Annotated in this window: 17 protein-coding genes and 1 tRNA gene; 13 read left to right on the forward strand and 5 right to left on the reverse strand. The window is 42.9% G+C overall.

What is annotated here, in order from left to right; translation table 11 throughout:
* The first annotated feature begins 244 nt into the window (after positions 1-244).
* The gene (locus R7041_RS05640; protein WP_053307607.1) at positions 245-1,255 is read left to right on the forward strand and encodes a DUF2804 domain-containing protein; all 1,011 of its coding nucleotides are present in this window, start codon (positions 245-247) and stop codon (positions 1,253-1,255) included.
* Between the two features lie 7 nt (positions 1,256-1,262).
* Positions 1,263-2,120: a sterol desaturase family protein gene (locus R7041_RS05645; RefSeq protein WP_005373167.1), complete on the forward strand. Its 858-nt coding sequence runs from the start codon at positions 1,263-1,265 to the stop codon at positions 2,118-2,120.
* 16 nt (positions 2,121-2,136) lie between these two features.
* Here R7041_RS05645 and R7041_RS05650 read toward each other — a convergent pair.
* Positions 2,137-2,211 (reverse strand) — tRNA-Gly (locus R7041_RS05650).
* Positions 2,212-2,582: 371 nt separating this feature from the next.
* On the opposite strand from R7041_RS05650, the gene R7041_RS05655 reads away from it, so the two are divergent.
* From R7041_RS05655 to R7041_RS05665, 3 genes are all read left to right on the forward strand, one after another.
* The gene (locus R7041_RS05655; protein WP_005382627.1) at positions 2,583-3,101 is read left to right on the forward strand and encodes a DUF4136 domain-containing protein; all 519 of its coding nucleotides are present in this window, start codon (positions 2,583-2,585) and stop codon (positions 3,099-3,101) included.
* Positions 3,102-3,245: 144 nt separating this feature from the next.
* The gene (locus tag R7041_RS05660) at positions 3,246-3,626 is read left to right on the forward strand and encodes a hypothetical protein (protein ID WP_231972281.1); all 381 of its coding nucleotides are present in this window, start codon (positions 3,246-3,248) and stop codon (positions 3,624-3,626) included.
* 50 nt (positions 3,627-3,676) lie between these two features.
* Positions 3,677-4,357, forward strand: a complete 681-nt coding sequence (locus R7041_RS05665) for a DedA family protein (protein ID WP_042522560.1) — start codon at positions 3,677-3,679, stop codon at positions 4,355-4,357.
* A 124-nt stretch (positions 4,358-4,481) separates the two neighbouring features.
* Here the strand turns inward: R7041_RS05665 and R7041_RS05670 are convergent, their stop codons facing one another.
* From R7041_RS05670 to R7041_RS05680, 3 genes are all read right to left on the reverse strand, one after another.
* Positions 4,482-4,805 carry a hypothetical protein gene (locus R7041_RS05670; protein WP_042522561.1) on the reverse strand — a complete coding sequence of 108 codons (324 nt, stop codon included), beginning with the start codon at positions 4,803-4,805 and terminating at the stop codon, positions 4,482-4,484.
* A gap of 86 nt (positions 4,806-4,891) precedes the next feature.
* Entirely contained in the window at positions 4,892-5,350 is a 459-nt protein-coding gene (locus R7041_RS05675; protein ID WP_017633653.1) for a hypothetical protein, read from the reverse strand.
* A 330-nt stretch (positions 5,351-5,680) separates the two neighbouring features.
* Complete coding sequence (locus R7041_RS05680) at positions 5,681-6,322, reverse strand: murein L,D-transpeptidase catalytic domain family protein (RefSeq protein ID WP_017633652.1); 642 nt, start codon at positions 6,320-6,322, stop codon at positions 5,681-5,683.
* Positions 6,323-7,174: 852 nt separating this feature from the next.
* Between R7041_RS05680 and R7041_RS05685 the strand changes: the two genes are divergently transcribed.
* The gene (locus tag R7041_RS05685; RefSeq protein ID WP_053349404.1) at positions 7,175-7,750 is read left to right on the forward strand and encodes an imm11 family protein; all 576 of its coding nucleotides are present in this window, start codon (positions 7,175-7,177) and stop codon (positions 7,748-7,750) included.
* Positions 7,751-7,889: 139 nt separating this feature from the next.
* Here R7041_RS05685 and R7041_RS05690 read toward each other — a convergent pair whose 3' ends face one another.
* Positions 7,890-10,250 carry an EAL domain-containing protein gene (locus R7041_RS05690; protein ID WP_206948984.1) on the reverse strand — a complete coding sequence of 787 codons (2,361 nt, stop codon included), beginning with the start codon at positions 10,248-10,250 and terminating at the stop codon, positions 7,890-7,892.
* A 473-nt stretch (positions 10,251-10,723) separates the two neighbouring features.
* Here R7041_RS05690 and rbsD point away from each other — a divergent pair, with 473 nt between their 5' ends.
* The 7 genes from rbsD to pnuC form a co-directional block, all read left to right on the forward strand.
* Entirely contained in the window at positions 10,724-11,143 is a 420-nt protein-coding gene (gene rbsD / locus R7041_RS05695; protein ID WP_064369297.1) for a D-ribose pyranase, read from the forward strand.
* A 23-nt stretch (positions 11,144-11,166) separates the two neighbouring features.
* Positions 11,167-12,672: a ribose ABC transporter ATP-binding protein RbsA gene (rbsA, locus tag R7041_RS05700; RefSeq protein WP_005373147.1), complete on the forward strand. Its 1,506-nt coding sequence runs from the start codon at positions 11,167-11,169 to the stop codon at positions 12,670-12,672.
* Complete coding sequence (gene rbsC, locus R7041_RS05705) at positions 12,669-13,652, forward strand: ribose ABC transporter permease (protein WP_005373145.1); 984 nt, start codon at positions 12,669-12,671, stop codon at positions 13,650-13,652. The genes rbsA and rbsC overlap by 4 nt, the downstream gene beginning before the upstream one ends.
* Positions 13,653-13,739: 87 nt before the next feature.
* Positions 13,740-14,618, forward strand: a complete 879-nt coding sequence (gene rbsB / locus R7041_RS05710; protein WP_005373143.1) for a ribose ABC transporter substrate-binding protein RbsB — start codon at positions 13,740-13,742, stop codon at positions 14,616-14,618.
* A 223-nt stretch (positions 14,619-14,841) separates the two neighbouring features.
* A complete protein-coding gene (gene rbsK / locus R7041_RS05715; protein WP_017820311.1) occupies positions 14,842-15,759 on the forward strand; it encodes a ribokinase in 918 nt (305 codons plus the stop codon).
* Between the two features lie 35 nt (positions 15,760-15,794).
* Positions 15,795-16,817, forward strand: a complete 1,023-nt coding sequence (locus tag R7041_RS05720) for a substrate-binding domain-containing protein (protein WP_005373138.1) — start codon at positions 15,795-15,797, stop codon at positions 16,815-16,817.
* A gap of 499 nt (positions 16,818-17,316) precedes the next feature.
* A partial coding sequence (gene pnuC, locus R7041_RS05725; RefSeq protein ID WP_318128598.1) for a nicotinamide riboside transporter PnuC occupies positions 17,317-17,867 on the forward strand: 551 nt, incomplete at its 3' end.

The following is a 17,867-nucleotide window of genomic DNA, read 5'->3' on the forward strand; positions in this document are numbered from 1 at the left end:
GTGATTTTGACCAAGATTCAATGGTTGTAGTGGTCTTTCCTGCGGATGAGAATGTGCAGCTTCTAACCCAGGCAGTGTTGGTTGAGATAGGTAGGGCGAGCTAAGTAAGCGGGTGGTTGAGTGATCAGTTTCACATATAACAAGCAGAAATCACTTTAGTCGATGTTGTTGTGCAGTTACGCAAATTGTTTATGTTAACGTCATGTTAAAGTTTGTGTGTGATAACTTGTGAAAAGACAACTATATGGATGAGCTTAAGGTTCTGAACTCGTTTATTCAGCAGAATGGTCTACCAGCGTTTGGCCACCTTGATGGAATTCCAACATCGTTACAGCTAGATAAATTTACTTACCTCGATGAGATGGATAAGCCAGTGTCTAAGTGGCGCCGTTACCGCGATTATAAGCAGTTTCAGTTCGTCAATTTGGTCACACCTGATTACGTCATTGGAGTAGCGATTGCTGATATACGGTATTTAGCATCCGGCTTTTGCTACCTGTTTGATATTAAAAAGAATAAGTTGATTGAGCAACAATGGTTGAAACCTTTTAATATAGGTTATCAAACTCAGCCTTCCAGTTGGTGCAGTCTTGCCCATCTTGCTAACAAAAGAGTTCAGTTTTCTATTAAGGATGGTATTTGGCACGTCCACTTTGTGACAGAGTCAGTCAATGCGGATCTCTATTTACGTCCAGAAAACATGAGTTTGCCATTAATGTTGTGTACGCCAACAGGTTATGCGGGTTGGACATATACTCAGAAGCACAATGCGTTAGCAGTAGACGGTAACTTGTTCATATTAGGAAAAGAGCAAGATCTTTCAGAGGTGGCTGCTGGTTACGATTTTTCCGCTGGGTACATGCGGCGAGAAACAAGTTGGCGCTGGGCGAGTATCAATTGCTTTGAGGATGACAGGCGTCTGGGGTTGAACTTGGCAGCTGGCGTTAATGAAACTGGCTATTGCGAAAATGTATTGTGGATTAATGGTCAGCGTCACTTTTTGCAACCTGTGCAGTTTCAGTTTTCACGAAGTGATGAAGGGCAAAAGTGGCATATTACGTCTGAAGATAAACGAGTTAACTTACAGTTCACGCCTTTGAATCGACGCTCAGAGAAGAAAAATTTTTGGCTTCTCAAAAGTAACTTTCGTCAGTATATCGGTTATTTCTCTGGCTATCTTATCGATGGAAATGGCATCAAACATCAGTTAGAAGAAGTTATGGGTCTTACTGAAGATCACTATGCAAAATGGTAGAAACACAATGGATTGGACGCAGTTGATGGACCGCCCAGAATTACTTCTGATGATTCTGGCTCCAGTTTTCTTTTTCTGCATGCTTGCCGAATATTGGTTCGGACAAAGAAGGGGACGCTTGCCTGAAAGCGCGACGTATTACTTCCCTGAAGTAGCGTGTAATTTTGTTCTTGCGGGCTTACACCAAGCGACAGACATACTCACGGGTTTACTGATTGCTCAGTTGTATTTGTGGTGGTTCGATTGGCGTTTGTTTGATATCGAAATGAGCGTCTCAGCTTTTCTTTTACTTGTTGTCCTGCAAGATTTTTTCTATTACTGGTTTCATCGGGCTAGCCATCGTATTCGTTGGATGTGGGCCGCGCACGTTGTTCATCACAGTTCGGAAAGAATGAACTTCAGTACCGCCTTTCGTCAAAGTTTAATGTATCCGCTAGCGGGGATGTGGATTTTTTGGTTGCCCTTGGTGATTATTGGTTTTGAGCCAAAATGGGTTGTCTTCGTTGTGTTGTTTAATCTGGGCTTACAGTTTTTTGTTCACACCCAATCAATTCGTTCGCTCGGGCCACTAGAGTGGGTATTTAACACGCCGTCTCATCATCGCGTTCATCATGGTGTGAACCGTCAGTACATCGACAAAAATTATGCGGGTGTATTAATTATTTGGGATCGAATGTTCGGAACGTTTGAACCAGAGGTGGAAACGGTTCGGTATGGGGTTTCTAAACCTGTAAACAGCTTTAATCCCATCCGTGTGACGTTTGCAGAATGGAAAGACATGTTTTATGACGTAACTCGACCAAACTTATCATGGAAACAACGCTGCCGCCGTTTGTTCGCTCCGCCATCGGATTTTTATGAGTAAATTGGGATAAAGAGATTGGAGCGGGCAGCGGGAATCGAACCCGCATCATCAGCTTGGAAGGCTGAGGTAATAGCCATTATACGATGCCCGCGCATCGATAGGACTCAGTTAATATGCCACACTGGACGAAAAAGAAAAGTCTTTTCTCATCAAATGTTTGTCAGTTGCCTAAAAAAGTAGCGGACTGATGTTAAAGTGTTCATTGTCTCTGGTTTTTTGTGGCACTCGCGATTTCGCTACTAAGCTTAGAGGCTTCCAATTAGGTCGTAAACACCGAATTCTTAGGTGTTTAGATGTTGATGATATTCAAGATTTTCTGTGTAAAGGTTAATCTCGTTTATTGAACAGTCACGTTTCATGGTCAAGACTAAATATTGAAATGATTACTTTTTACTGTTGATGCGTATGTATAACACAGGGTAATTCTGCTGAAACAGTCAGCTTAACCAAAGGAGATTTAACATGATGAGAGGTTTGATATTAGGGCTGGTGGTGATGCTGGTATCTGCTTGTACTACCGTTACAACCGATGTGGATAAACAAGCCGACTTTTCAGCTTACAGAACGTTTGACTTCGGTGCTCAGGCGGAAGCTCCTACCAGTATTGATGGTCGACGTATTGAGCAAGGGCTTGCTGAACAGCTTGAGGGTAAGGGTTTAATTAAGGTAAATAGTGGCGGTGACCTTTACGTACATCATGATATCGTAGAAGAATCCGAGCTTGTTTCTTCAGGATCGTCGGTGAGCTTTGGCTATGGCTGGAATAGCTTTGGTGTGATCACTTCAAGCCCAGAAAGATATAAAGAACGTAAGTATGGGAAGTTGGTGGTTGAACTGGTTGATGCAAAGGCTAATCAAGTCGTTTGGAAAGGCGTTTCAAGTCGTAAACTGTCTGAGTCAATGAGCTCTGAGAAAAGAGAATCTCTCATCCAAGAAGAAATCGCGAAGATGTTTGAAAGCTACCCTTACGGTGAAAAATAATTAGTATTCTTAACGATTAAGAATACTAATTGCCAATAGTTACGCACAGGGTTAAAAGAACTTATCATTTTGGTTCTGGTTACCTTTGTGCGTACGACTCTGATTGCTTTACTCGGACTACTTTTCTGCTTGTTGGCTCCGAGCATGAGCCTTGCGCACTCACACCCAAATTTTCTTTCCTTTCATAACCAGAATATTGCTGTTGACGCTAAGTCGAAGCACTTTTCAGAACATCCTATCTCTCCAGTACAACAAGACTATCCGAGCTTAAACAGCCGGAATAGATTGAGGGTTAGCCATGCTAAGGAAATGAGCTCGAACGACGATGTAGAACCCGAATGGTTTGAAATGCTTGATGTAGCATGGTGGGCGCATCGTTCGGCAATTTACTCGATGAAGCGGCTAAAACGCATCGGCAATGAGGCTTTAGGTTGTTGTATTGAAAGTATTTTTACTCACTTTAAATACAGAATCGGAGTGAGAAAAGAATCGAATTTCATATACCGCTTTATACATGCTCGCTAACACATTCCATGTTTTTGCAACTTTTGGTTAATTATGCTTAGGAGCGGTTTATGTTTGATTTGATCATTCAGGTCTTGAGTGCTTTTTGGCATCAAGATTTCACGGCGTTAATGGCGCCAGGCAGTGCAGGTTTGGTTTATTTTGTTGTTGCTGTGATTATCTTTTTGGAAAGTGGTTTTATTCCTGCTGCACCTTTCCCATGCGACAGTGTCGTCGTATTATCCGGTACGCTGGCGGCGGTTGGCGTCCTTGACCCAATTATGATCATGTTGGTGATAGCTGTTAGTGCGGGGTTGGGAAGTTGGGCGGCTTATTTACAAGGCAAGTGGCTAAATCGCTTACCTAAGGTCCAAGGCTGGGTGAGTGCGGTTCCTCAAAAGCGTTTGGAACAAGTCGACGTATTACTCAGTAAACATGGATTGATTGCGCTTTTGTGCGCGCGGTTTATTCCGGTTGTTCGTTCCCTATTGCCATTAATGATGGGGTTGCGAGTGAAACGTATTAGTAAATTCCATTACTTTGCGTGGCTGAGTGCGATTTTATGGACGCTGATATTATGCGGTTTCGGTTCATTACTTCCTTTGCTACCGGAAAATATGAGCAAAGCAATCACAATGCTATTAATGGCGGCCCCAATAATTACTCTTGTGATTGGAGTGCTTAGTTTCTTGTTTGTTAAAGCACGTCGAGCGTTCTGTAAACCCAAGGATGTGTCTGAGTTTTCTCAGTAAGTTTACTTGATTTGCACTTTTAAGCTTGTATGCAGATTAGACATCTAATCGACAGGCTTTTGTCAGTAAAAAGAAAGGCGCATACATTGCGCCTTTCTTTTTGAGTGTCGTTAGGGTTTCGAATTTAATAGCCAATGCTATATAGGTATTCGCCAACTTCTTTGCACTGAGACTTGTAGATGTTCTCTACTTCAGACTCATTCTTATCTGCTGCTTTAAATTCGAGTTCGGCAGACGATAGCTGGTCAAAGCTGTAGTCTCTCTCAGACATTAAGTAGTGTCTGAACATCGCTCTGTGTTCCGGAACTGCAATACGTGCGTTAGAAACGTTGGCACACTCTAACAGAGTGTCGTTACTCATTTCTTCTGGCTTAGTTTCTGTGTTTGCAAAGGTTGAGCCCGCTGAAAATAGTAATGCTAGTGCGATGGTTGTAGCGATTCTTGTCATTATATGGACCTCAAATTGGTTCTAGTAACAATGAGCATATTGGCTCTTATCGTTACATTTTCGTGTTCTCTGTATGTCATAAAAAGTTAAACAACAGAGAAGGCGTTGCGACCATGAGTAAAGACGTACATTAAGTTCGCTTCCTTTCTTCCTGAGAGGCGATAAAGAGAGCGTTGACTCATGAGTCCGCCATAACTGTCTAGAGGTAAGCGAGATGCTTGTTTTGCCAACTCCAGTAGTGGTGGAGAAGAGAAAGCAATAAGTAAAAAATAATCAGGAGTAAAATCTGATGATAAAACGCCATCAGTAGCTGATGTTCGGCGACAGGAGACAAGCCCGAACAACTCGCGCTTTATATGTAGGTAGTAACTTTCTGAACCCCAAGAGCTCAGAGAAGCTGAGGCATGAAAATCAGTGTGTGCTAGCTCAAAATCGTCTTGTTGAGAGAGTTTAAGTAGGCGCTCGGAAGTGTAATGTTTGGTGTGGTGCCACTCATGCGCATATGAAGCTGTGATGAGCCCTGAGAGCAGGGACAAAGAAAGCATCAATAATATACGGTGTAGATAACGCAAGAAGTAACCCTAAACATATATAAAGCCACAGTTACCCACCATGATTAAGGAATCTTAGTGGCACTATGATAACGATGAAAGCCAGTGTCTGATCAACTCAGCGTATACTAACGAGATGGAAGGGGGATGAACAGAGTTTTCTGATCGCACTTAGGTATATCAGCGAATAACACAATAATTTTTCGCTTTCGAGTAAGCGAAAATGGAAAGAGAGTCGTTGCACAAGGACGATTAAGCTAACAGGATTATTACTGGGGAAGAAATAGAATCTTCTTTTTCTTCCCCATATTCGTCGCATCGATATTATGCGCTTGCGTAAATAACGCTGCCGCCTTTTATGGTGTCAATGATCTCGCGAGACAACTTCTCTGGCAAAGCAGGGCAACCCCAACTGCGTCCGAGGTATCCATTCTTCTTGATGAAGGAAGGGTTTGCGTAATCGGCACCGTGCACGACAATGTAACGCTCGCGAGCTTTGTCGTTTAATCCAGAGCTTAGCCCATCTAATCGAAGTGAATAGCCATTTGAGCCGTAGTAAGTGGTATCAGTCAAAAAAGTGCCCAATGATGTTTTTCGCGAGTTCACGACATTTGAAAACTGTGTCGCTGTTTTCTTTCCGCTGTTCACGCCGTGAGAAACATACGTATTGTAAATTAGCTTCTTTTTATCTAAATCAACCACATAAAAACGCTTTTCAGTTGATGGTTTACTATAGTCGATGATCGTTAGTACCGACTTCTTTCTATCGGGTGTCTTCTGATAAGCGATGTAAGCGTCACTGAACAACTTAAAGTCTACTATGCCATCTAGCTTGGCTTGTTTAAACACATGTTCAACTTGCTTTGGTCGTAAATGATCCCTGGGTTCGTTATCTGATTGTTTTGCAAAAGCAAAAGGTGAGACAGACAACAGCGCACATGTAAATAATATAATTAACTTTTTCATCTTGGCTAAATAAAACTCTATGGTGTTACAAATTTACCGATTGCTTCATGCACTCGTTAAAACAACATGCACATCAATATAATTCTATTCCCAATGTTTCTTATTGCACGCTTAGGTGCTTGATATTGGGTTGACGATAATTTCTCGAGTTAAAAACTAACTGTTTGAAACTTATATAAAATATGAAGTTTAACGATGGTTTCTATAAACTTCGGCGTAAATAATATCTGATATATGTAATTAATAAAACTGTGTTTAAGGATATTTGTGAAGTTGCCAATTTATAAAAACGGCGTTTTATTTTTCGTACTTTAGAAACTCTTTTTATTTCAATGTGTTTTCTTTTTCTACGCTTTATCCAATACCTCAAAAGTTTGTGATTTAACTCGTAACAAATCGTAACGCCGAATCGTTATGTGTATAAGTGCATTTATAATGTATGAATAAACAACAGGGTGGTAAGAAAAGGCAGTAAAACAGCGGTGAATCGGTTGTTTTTAATTCACGATTGACAAAGCTAAGTCTAAGTCGTTCAAAAATTGAACTTGTGAATGTGTCGTTTAAGTGAGAGTGATGAGCTCGACAAAAGTGAAGTGATGCGTGCTATTGTTTATTCTCTAATTTATTCGATTACATAAGGAAGGGTACATAGTAAAAATTGAAAAATAATTCTATCGTGTGGATTAAAATATATAAATAATAAAACTTCGAAATTAAAAGATAAGAACACCAGATATTAATTCATTAAATTTTTGAACATGAAAGTAAACTCTATCTATTATGTTTGGTTTGGTTTGGTGTGAAAGCGCTCGTCTCATTAAGAAAAGCGCTCAAAATTATTTAAGGACGGTTATGACAGCATTTAATAAAGTGTTTATTGTCACTCCCAATGTTAATGATTTTGCAATGTTGCAAGAGTCGCCATTGGAAATGTCTCTTCAAGTAACGGCAAGCAAACCGATCCAACTCTATGGAGAGTCTGTTAAAGCCAGTTGGAAAAGTATTGATATTGAATGGTTAGACGTTAAGGGTGAAAAGCCATTACCCAGGCCTGATATTGCAGCATGGGGATCTTTTACTCTTGCTGTATCCGCTTCTATTGCGGATAAGCTCGATGTGTTGAGCGAGAATGTCGAATTTTTACCATTAAATCTACAAGGAAAGCCTTGGCGAGCATTAAACATTGTCACTCAAATTGATGCCATTGATACCTCTGCTACCGAGTATAATCTTCGTCATGGTAAGCTAAGTCGTGCTAGACCGTTTAAGAAACTCGTTTTGAATAGAGAAGCCGTTAATGAATCTGACTTGTTCAGAGTAAAAGGTGCTGGGCTCAGAACGTTTTGCACGGACAAAAAAGGTGGCTTGTACGATAGCGTCAAAGCGCTGAATTTGACCGGTTTGGATTTCAAGGAAGTGCTGGTTTAAAAACGAATAAATAGTGATTTACTCAACTAAAGTCATAAATATAGGTATGGGGGAACAAAAGCTGAGCATCTATCAATGAAGCTCATATACAGCTAAATACAGCCGCCACAGTTGTGACTGCTGTACGTCTCCCCTTAACTTATGTTCTTGAAACCCTAATTGAGCTGACCATGGACGCATCAAATCGACTGTCGTCATTTGCCGATTGCCACCACAAGCTCAATTGTTCTTTAGTCATTGGTTTGCCAAATAAATAGCCTTGCATATAGTCGCAGCGGTATGCCGATAGCCATTCATGCATCATATTGTGTTCAATACCTTCTGCTGTAACCGTTTTATTCTGGGCATGGCATAGCTCAATAATAGGTTTGATCACATGGCCGTTGTTGGTCTTCATCAATGTAACGAGGAACTCTCGATCAAATTTGATTTTTTGAACCGGATACTGAACGAGCTGAGTTAACGATGTGTAACCAGAACCAAAGTCATCAATTGCAAGACGGTAGCCACGTTTTGATAGCTCATCAAGTAGAGCCGTGCCTTGTTGTTCTGCGGCAAAGGTTTCGGTTATTTCTATTTCAATACATTCTGGTTTAACACTGTGCAGTGTCGCTTGTTCATGGATGTAGTTTGCCATTTCTATCGAGTTTAGCTCTGCTGATGAAAGATTGACCGAAAGAACAATATCCTTACCGAAAATATTCCTTAATTGATGGTATTCCGCCGTTGCATTGGCGAAAACCCAGCGGTCAATTTTATCAAATAATCCGGCTTGCTCTGCAATTGGAATAAACTCCTTTGGAGGGATAGGGCCGATACCTTCGGCTTCCCAACGCAACAAGACTTCTAACCCCTCAATTTCGTTGTTTCGATTGTTCATATAGGGTTGAAAAACAAGGTGAAATTCTTCCTCTACATTGCTTTTTCGGAGCGCACGTTCAAGTTGACTTCGTCTTTGAGACTCAATATTGAGAGCGGCTGAATAATAGGCGTATTGATTTTTCCCTGCCCGTTTTGCTTGATACATAGCCGCATCGGCACTGGAGAGTAACTTCGCGATGTCAGTACCGTCTTGAGGATATTGTGCAATACCTACGCTTGCCGTAACGGGAAATGAATTACTCCAAGATGAACTGAGATTACTAATCGGTTTTAGTAACTCTGATGCAAGCAAATCAGGCAAGCGTTTTACCTCTTGATTTGAGCTCAGCAAAATTGCAAATTCGTCACCAGATAACCTGGCGGCAAAGCAGGGGCTGTTGTAATCGTGCGAGAACTTTTGACAAGCATCCTTGATGTGTGATGAGAACACTTTTAATAAGTTATCTCCCAATTCATGCCCGTATTTATCATTCACGTATTTAAAGTTATCAAGATCGACGTAAACAACCCACAGAAACTGCGAAGGGGAGATAAGTTCACGAGTTGCAAGCTCATGAAAACGATGGCGATTGGCGAGTTGCGTCAGGTGATCCGTTTCAGCTAGGCGTTTTGTCTTTTTATAGATGACATTAAGTTCCTCATACATATCAAAAAAGCGTGCAGAGAGGCGTCCTATTTCATCGTTTGTTTCTAGCTTTTCAATATTGTCACGTTGATTAGATTCAAGTTCGTTCAGCTGCTTATCAAGGCGAGAAACAGGGCGCAACACATAGCGGTACAACACCAAAATGATTAATGTGATAGTGAAAAACGCCGCTACGCCAAAGGAGAAAGCAAGTTCTAGCCACACTTTATCGACTTTATTCCACATTAAATATTCGGCAGGAGAAAGCACGGCATAAAAGTGCGGCAGCAGCTCAATGGTTTGAGCGAGAGGAATATCAAGATAAATGGGTTTGTCGGCGAAAGTAATCACGCTGTGCGTGTCAAACTCGATGTCATGCTTAATCTCGTTAAAGGCTTCAAGTGATACGGAAACTACCACAAAAAACACATTTTTCGAGTCAAAGCTCAAAGGGTGAGTCCCCGTTCTTTTGTCGACGACCTCATATTGAAGAAGAATGCTTTGTCCACTGGAGTTATAAATAAAGCCAGTGTGACTGAAAGCCTCTCTCTCATTGAAACTTCGTGATATGTACTCTAATACCTTTGGGTCGACCACGCCCGATGATTCGTAATATTTATTTTCTGTGTAGTAGAGAAGGTTTTGTTTGCCGTCGAGGATCGCCATGCTCGCATCGCCTTTGTAACCATGGCTTAATACTTCAGCGGTCTCGTCTAATCGATTAAACAAGACTCGCTCACGATAGGGGTTGTTATGATTAACCAAATAGTCTTGTAATACATCACTTCTACTGAGCGTATAGGCATAGCTATTAAGAAAAATATTCGCTTGTCGAAACTGCCCGGCCAGCTTTTCCATCTGCAACTGAATATAGCTGTCTTCCCGCTTGATGAGCGTCACTTTTTGAATGCTATAAATAATATAGCTAGATACTAACGCGCTTAATAAGATCACTGGCGCGACAAGCAAAATGACTCTATTGCTTAACTTCATTATGGTTCTTAGTTTCCGTTTGTGTCCCTACAAACGTCGCGTACCAGGTAAGGTACTGAACGGATGATGTGTTTTGGCAAATTGTAACCAGATTGTAAGGTGAGCGTTCTCCAAAATCAGGCAGCTATCTAAGAATTGTGATGACGTGAAAGGTTTCGAGCTTATTAACTAGAGGTTTTCTCAGTAGTTGGACGTCTCTTTTCCTTCCTCCCTGTATAAAACCTAACCGTAATGACAGGGAAATACCATCATCGAAACGTTTCGATGGTAAAGTGTGACTCAAGTGCACTTTTCCTATTCAATGACAATTGAATTACAGATCATTCTCACACCTTATCGATCTCACACTGGTCAAATTGCGATGACGAATTATTATTTCATCGAAACGTTTCGATGAGTTTTCTGTTAATAACGAAAACACTTTAAGACAGGCGCTCATGGTTGTATGAACGTGTAACCGAAAGGTCGATGAGATGAAAAAAAGTACCCTAATTAACTCAGATATTTCTTACTTGGTGGCGACGCTAGGCCACACCGACGAGATCACGATATGTGATGCTGGTCTACCAATCCCAGAGCATGTTCAGCGAATCGATTTGGCGCTAACGCATGGGGTACCAAGTTTTCTTGATACTGTTCGCGTAATTCTATCTGAGTCCCAAATCGAAGGGGTCACCATTGCGGAAGAGTTCTCTGATGCAAGCCCAGTTTTGCATGAAGCGTTGCTCAACGAACTGAGCAAAGAGAGTGAAGAGACGGGCAAATCTATTGAGGTGAGCTACGTGTCACATGAAGCGTTTAAAGCACGCACGGCCCAAAGTCGCGCTATCGTAAGAACCGGCGAATGCTCGCCATATGCGAACGTTATTTTCCAAGCGGGCGTGGTTTTTTAAGCCAGAGATATTGAGGACAGATTATGACTCAAGCCATTCTACAACTAAGCGAAATTGAGAAGGCGTTTCCGGGCGTAAAAGCACTCGACAAAGCAAGCCTGAATGTTTATCCAGGCCGTGTTATGGCGCTTATGGGTGAAAATGGAGCAGGCAAGTCAACGTTAATGAAGGTGTTGACAGGCATTTACCACATGGATGCGGGGAGCATTCAATATCAAGGTCAGCCGGCGGCCTTTAAAGGTCCACGCGATTCACAGGAAGCTGGTATTAGCATTATTCACCAAGAGCTGAACCTGATTCCTGAACTGACGATTGCCGAAAATATTTACTTGGGACGAGAGTTCACCGGCTCCTTAGGGCGTATCCAGTGGGGCAAAATGTATGACGAAGCTGACAAGCTTTTAAAACGTCTCAATGTAAAGCATTCATCAAAAACATTGCTTGGCGATTTAAGCCTTGGTGAACAACAAATGGTGGAAATTGCAAAGGCACTTTCGTTTGAGTCGAAAGTCATCATTATGGATGAGCCAACGGACGCACTGACCGATACCGAAACGGAATCACTGTTTAAAGTGATTAATGAGCTCCGCGAGCAAGGATGCGGCATCGTATACATTTCGCATCGTCTTAAAGAAATCTTTGAAATCTGTGATGATATTACAGTGCTTCGTGATGGTAAGTTTATCGGTGAGTGCAAGGTGTCCGACACTGATGAAGATGGCCTAATTGAAATGATGGTTGGCCGAAAATTAGAAGAGCAATATCCACGTATTGATGTCCAACATGGCGAAACTTGTCTTGAAGTCATTGGTTTGACTGGGTCTGGCGTTCAGGATGTGAGCTTTACTCTCAAGCGTGGTGAGATTCTTGGAATTTCTGGCTTGATGGGCGCAGGCCGCACTGAACTCATGAAAGTCATTTACGGCGCATTACCTAGTGAGCATGGTGTTATCAATCTTGATAACAAAACTATTAACCCGGTTAGCCCGCAAGATGGCTTGGCAAATGGTATCGCTTACATCTCTGAAGATCGCAAAGGCGATGGTTTGGTTTTAGGTCTTTCGGTTAAGGAGAACATGTCACTTTGTTCGCTAAACCAGCTGACCAAAGGCTTCCAGATTCAACACAGCGACGAAGTGATTGCTGTGGAAGATTTTATTAAGTTATTCAACATTAAAACCCCAACGCGAGATCAAATCATCGGCAACTTATCTGGTGGTAACCAGCAAAAAGTTGCGATAGCGAAAGGGTTAATGACGAAACCTAAAGTTCTGATTCTGGATGAGCCGACACGTGGTGTTGATGTCGGAGCAAAAAAAGAGATTTATCAGCTCATCAACAAGTTTAAGGCCGAAGGCATGAGCATCATCTTGGTTTCTTCCGAGATGCCTGAAGTGCTCGGCATGAGCGACCGTATTTTAGTGATGCATGAAGGTCGTATCACTGGCGAATTTGATGCGAAAGACGCCGATCAAGAAAAATTACTCGCCTGTGCCGTAGGCAAAGAGATCAATGAGGAAGCAGCATGAGTACGAATACCATGAGCAAACCAACCGAAACGAGCAACAAGAAGTTGTTCACAAAAGAGTGGCTGATTGAACAAAAATCACTGATAGCTCTGATCTTTCTGATCGTTGTTGTGTCATTTTTGAACCCGAACTTCTTTACGGTCGACAACATTCTCAACATTCTTCGTCAAACCTCCGTGAATGCCATTATCGCAGTGGGTATGACATTAGTTATTTTAACCGCAGGTATCGACTTAAGTGTTGGTTCGGTATTGGCGTTGTGTGGTGCCTTTGCGGCAAGCATGATTGCGCTTGAGGTTCCGGTGCTGGTGGCGGTTCCCACTGCTTTAGTCGCAGGTGCAGCGTTAGGTGCGATCAGCGGTATCATTATTGCGAAGGGTAAGGTGCAGGCATTTATCGCTACGCTGGTTACCATGACGTTACTACGTGGTGTGACCATGGTGTACACCGAAGGTCGTCCAATCTCGACAGGCTTTACTGACACCGCAGATGCGTTTGCATGGTTTGGTACTGGCTACGCGCTAGGCATTCCGGTTCCTGTTTGGTTAATGGTGGTTGTGTTCGCAGCGGCTTGGTATTTACTTAACCACACGCGCTTTGGTCGCTATGTTTACGCACTAGGCGGCAACGAGTCTGCGACTCGCCTATCAGGTATCAATGTAGACCGAGTGAAGATTGGTGTCTACGCCATCTGCGGTATGCTAGCAGCGCTTGCAGGTATTATCGTAACGTCTCGTCTTTCTTCGGCGCAGCCAACAGCAGGTATGGGCTACGAGCTAGACGCTATCGCAGCGGTTGTTCTTGGCGGTACCAGCTTGATGGGCGGTAAAGGCCGTATCATGGGTACCTTGATTGGTGCGCTGATCATCGGTTTCTTGAACAATGCACTTAACCTACTTGATGTTTCTTCCTACTACCAAATGATTGCAAAAGCAGTGGTTATCTTGCTGGCGGTATTGGTAGACAACAAAAACAAGTAATTCATAACAATCTGTATATATAAAACAGTGAATACAAACCGAGTCAGGGGACGTGTACTGGCTCACCCTACACAAAGGACTAGAACGATGAAAAAACTTGCAACTCTTATCTCTGCTGCACTTCTTTCTTCAACCGTATCGGTAGCGGCGCAAGCTCAAGATACCATGGCGATTGTGGTTTCGACGCTAAACAACCCGTTCTTCGTAACGATGAAAGACGGTGCGGAAGCAAAAGCGAAAGAATTGGGGTACGACTTAATTGTACTGGACTCGCAAAATGACCCGAGTAAAGAACTGTCGAACATCGAGGATTTAAGTATTCGCGGCGTAAAAGCAATTCTTATCAACCCAACGGATTCTGATGCAGTGTCTAATGCAATTCGTATGGCGAACCGTTCTAAGATCCCTGTGTTGACATTAGACCGTGGTGCAAGCCGTGGTGAAGTTGTGAGTCACATCGCTTCGGACAACGTAATTGGTGGTGAAATGGCAGGCCACTACATCATGGAAAAAGTCGGCGAAAAAGCAAAAGTCATTCAACTTGAAGGTATTGCGGGCACATCGGCAGCGCGTGAGCGCGGTGAAGGCTTTATGAATGCCGTGAAGGGCAGCGATATGGATCTTCTTGCTAGCCAACCAGCTGACTTTGACCGCACGAAAGGTCTAAACGTAATGGAAAACCTGCTAGCGGCTAACCCGGATGTACAAGCGGTATTTGCACAGAATGATGAAATGGCGCTAGGTGCACTTCGCGCAGTTCAAGCTTCTGGCAAAGATGTCGTTATCGTTGGTTTTGATGGTACGGAAGACGGCATTGCAGCAGTTAACCGTGGCAAACTAGCGGCAACTATTGCTCAGCAACCAGACCTTATCGGTGCTTTAGGTGTTGAAACGGCTGACAAAGTTTTGAAAGGTGAAGAAGTAGAAGAGTACATCCCGGTACCACTAAAAGTAGTCACTAAGTAAGTTTTTAGTTCCAATAAATCATCCTAATTTTTGCTCTCTCCTCCGTTTATATCTGTCGTTTAGGAGGTGAGGGCAAACTTACCCAAAATACTGCAAAGTGTGGGGTATAGATGCCTTTGGCTTTTTGTCGAGACTCCTTTATCAGGAAGAGAAGTTAAAGTCATCTAATGTATTTTCCTAAACAGTTTTTAAAAAGGGTTCATTCAGAACCGAGGATAACCGTATGAATAAGTTAGTGGTGTTAGGTAGTGTAAACGCTGACCATGTTCTTCAAGTGCCTTCTTTCCCTCGCCCAGGCGAGACGCTGCATGGTCGCAACTATCAAGTTATCCCAGGTGGCAAAGGTGCCAACCAAGCCGTCGCGGCGGCGCGATTAAATGCAGACATCGGTTTTATCGCTTGTGTGGGCGACGACTCATTCGGCATTAACATTCGCGAAAACTTCAAAATGGACGGCATCGATATCACTGGTGTGAAGATGCAGCCAAATTGCCCGACAGGTATCGCGATGATTCAAGTGTCGGACAGTGGGGAGAACAGCATTTGCATTTCAGCTGAAGCGAACGCCAAACTGACAGCAGAAGCGATTGAGCCAGATTTAGAGCGTATTCGCCAAGCAGATTACTTGCTAATGCAATTGGAAACGCCGATGTGCGGCATTGAGAAAGCTGCGCGTGTAGCGAAAGATGCCAAAACCAATGTCATTCTGAACCCAGCGCCAGCTCGTGAATTGTCAGATGAATTACTGTCTTACATTGACGTGATTACGCCAAATGAAACGGAAGCTGAAGTTCTGACAGGTATTACTGTAACAGACAACGAAAGCGCGCAAGAAGCGGCGAATGTGCTACATGGTAAAGGTATAGAAATTGTCATGATCACACTCGGTGCAAAAGGCGTTTGGCTAAGCCAAAACGGTCGAGGCGAAATCATCTCGGGTTTCCGCGTTGAAGCGACGGATACTACCGCAGCGGGCGATACATTTAATGGGGCATTCGTCACTGGTCTCCTAGAAGGTTTACCTTTAGAATCAGCGATTAAGTTTGCACATGCGGCGGCTGCAATTTCTGTGACCCGCTTTGGCGCGCAAACGTCGATTCCAACCCGCGAAGAGGTGGACGCGTTTCTCGCTGAACAATAAGGCGCACAACGCCTCATTAAAATAGGAGTAGTAACATGGCGACGATGAAAGACATCGCAAAACTGGCAGGGGTTTCCACTTCAACAGTGAGCCATGTTATTAACAAGACGCGTTTTGTGAGCGAAGAGATCTCTGAACGCGTTAACAATGCCGCAAAAGAGCTTAACTACTACGCGCCCTCTGCGTTGGCGCGTAGCCTCAAAGTCAATCGTACCAAAACCATTGGTATGCTCGTGACAACCTCAACCAACCCATTCTTTGGCGAAGTCGTAAAAGGCGTCGAACGCAGCTGCTACCAAAAAGGCTACAGCCTCATTTTATGTAACACCGAGGGTGATAACGAACGTATGCGTCAATCCATTAATACGCTATTGCAAAAGCGTGTCGATGGTTTGATCTTGATGTGCTCGTCGCTAGAAGGAGAGCGTATCGATGTATTTGAGCGTTACCCAGATATCCCAGTTGTGGTAATGGACTGGGGGCCGATGCTATTTACAAGCGATAAAATCCAAGACAACTCACTTCGTGGCGGTTACTTAGCGGCGAAATACTTAATTGATTGCGGCCATACCGAAATTGGGTGCATCACTGGCCCTTTGATTAAACACCAAGCGCAAATGCGATACGAAGGTTATAAGCGAGCAATGAACGAAGCTGGCTTGGAATTTAATGCCAATTGGATCATTGAGTCTGACTTCGAATGTGAGGGTGGGTATCAAGCGTTCAAAAAAATGGCTCAGCGTGGCGCATTACCCAGCTCGATTTTCGTCTCTAACGATATGATGGCGATGGGTGTGATTAACGCCGCAAATGAGCTCGGTATTAAAGTGCCGGACGACCTATCCATTATTGGTTACGATGACATCCATATCGCGAAATTTATGTCGCCATCGCTAACTACCATTCATCAGCCTAAGTACCGTTTGGGGCAGGCTGCCGTTGAGACTCTTGTCCGAAAGTTGGATGAAAAATCAACAGAGGCACAGGTCGTACAATTAGAGCCGACTCTAGTGGAACGAAAAAGCGTCAAGAGGTTAAAGTCAAACCTCACTGAATGACGTGTGATGTTGAGCTAAAAAATTAAAAAAGTCGTTTCTCTTTATACGATAAAGCCTTACTATCGTCGTTGATTATAAATAAAACTATTAATTGTTGTCTGGCGGATTAGTCAAATGTTATCAAAAGGTTACGCTAAGTTATCTGTAAAACACCCTTGGTTTCACCGAGTTAATGTTATTACAGTTGTATTGATTTTTTTTGTGAGCTGCTATCAGCTACTGGTTAATGAAGCATTTGAGTACGCAATTGGCTTTATTATTACACTTTTGGCGTCAGCTTTATTTGCATCAGCTTCTGCATTCAAAAAACGCTATCTAGGCTTGGACTCATAGGCACGTCTATTTCCAACACCGTTCAATAGCATCATTTATTGCTTTCAAGTAAACATTGAACTGAATTATGATCGAGTGCATCAAGAGGAGGACAAATGTCCTCCTTTTTGTTGGGGATCACGCTCTAATATAAGCGTATTCCAAACAAAATAATAAAGGAAATGTTATGGACCTCTTTGCCTTACTCGATATTAATAATACTCTCGTTAACATTCCGATTGGCGACGGCTACGCAATGAGCTGGATCGAAGCTTTCGGTACCGTTTTTGGACTGCTTTGCATTTGGTTTGCCAGCCAAGAAAAAACCATCAACTACTTATTCGGTTTGCTGAATGTCACGCTTTTTGCCGTTATCTTTTTTCAAATTCAGTTATACGGATTATTGCTTCTTCAATTGTTTTTCTTCTGTGCGAACATTTACGGCTGGTATGCGTGGACTCGTCCAAACGCACAAGGTGAAACGCTGGAGGTTCGCTGGTTAAATAAACAGAAACTTATTACTACTGCCTCTATTAGCGTTGCATGTATCGCATTATTAACGATCTATATCGACCCATTTTTCTTTGCGCTAGCAAACATTGCTGTTGATAGCTTGAATCTCTTTGGTGCTGACTTGGCTGAACCGGTGCTTGAACCTGACGCGTTCCCGTTCTGGGATGCAACCATGACAGTACTTTCTGTTGTTGCACAAATTCTGATGACACGTAAATACGTCGA

This window comes from Vibrio sp. 1751, assembly GCF_033339895.1.
Taxonomy (GTDB): Bacteria; Pseudomonadota; Gammaproteobacteria; order Enterobacterales; family Vibrionaceae; genus Vibrio; species Vibrio alginolyticus.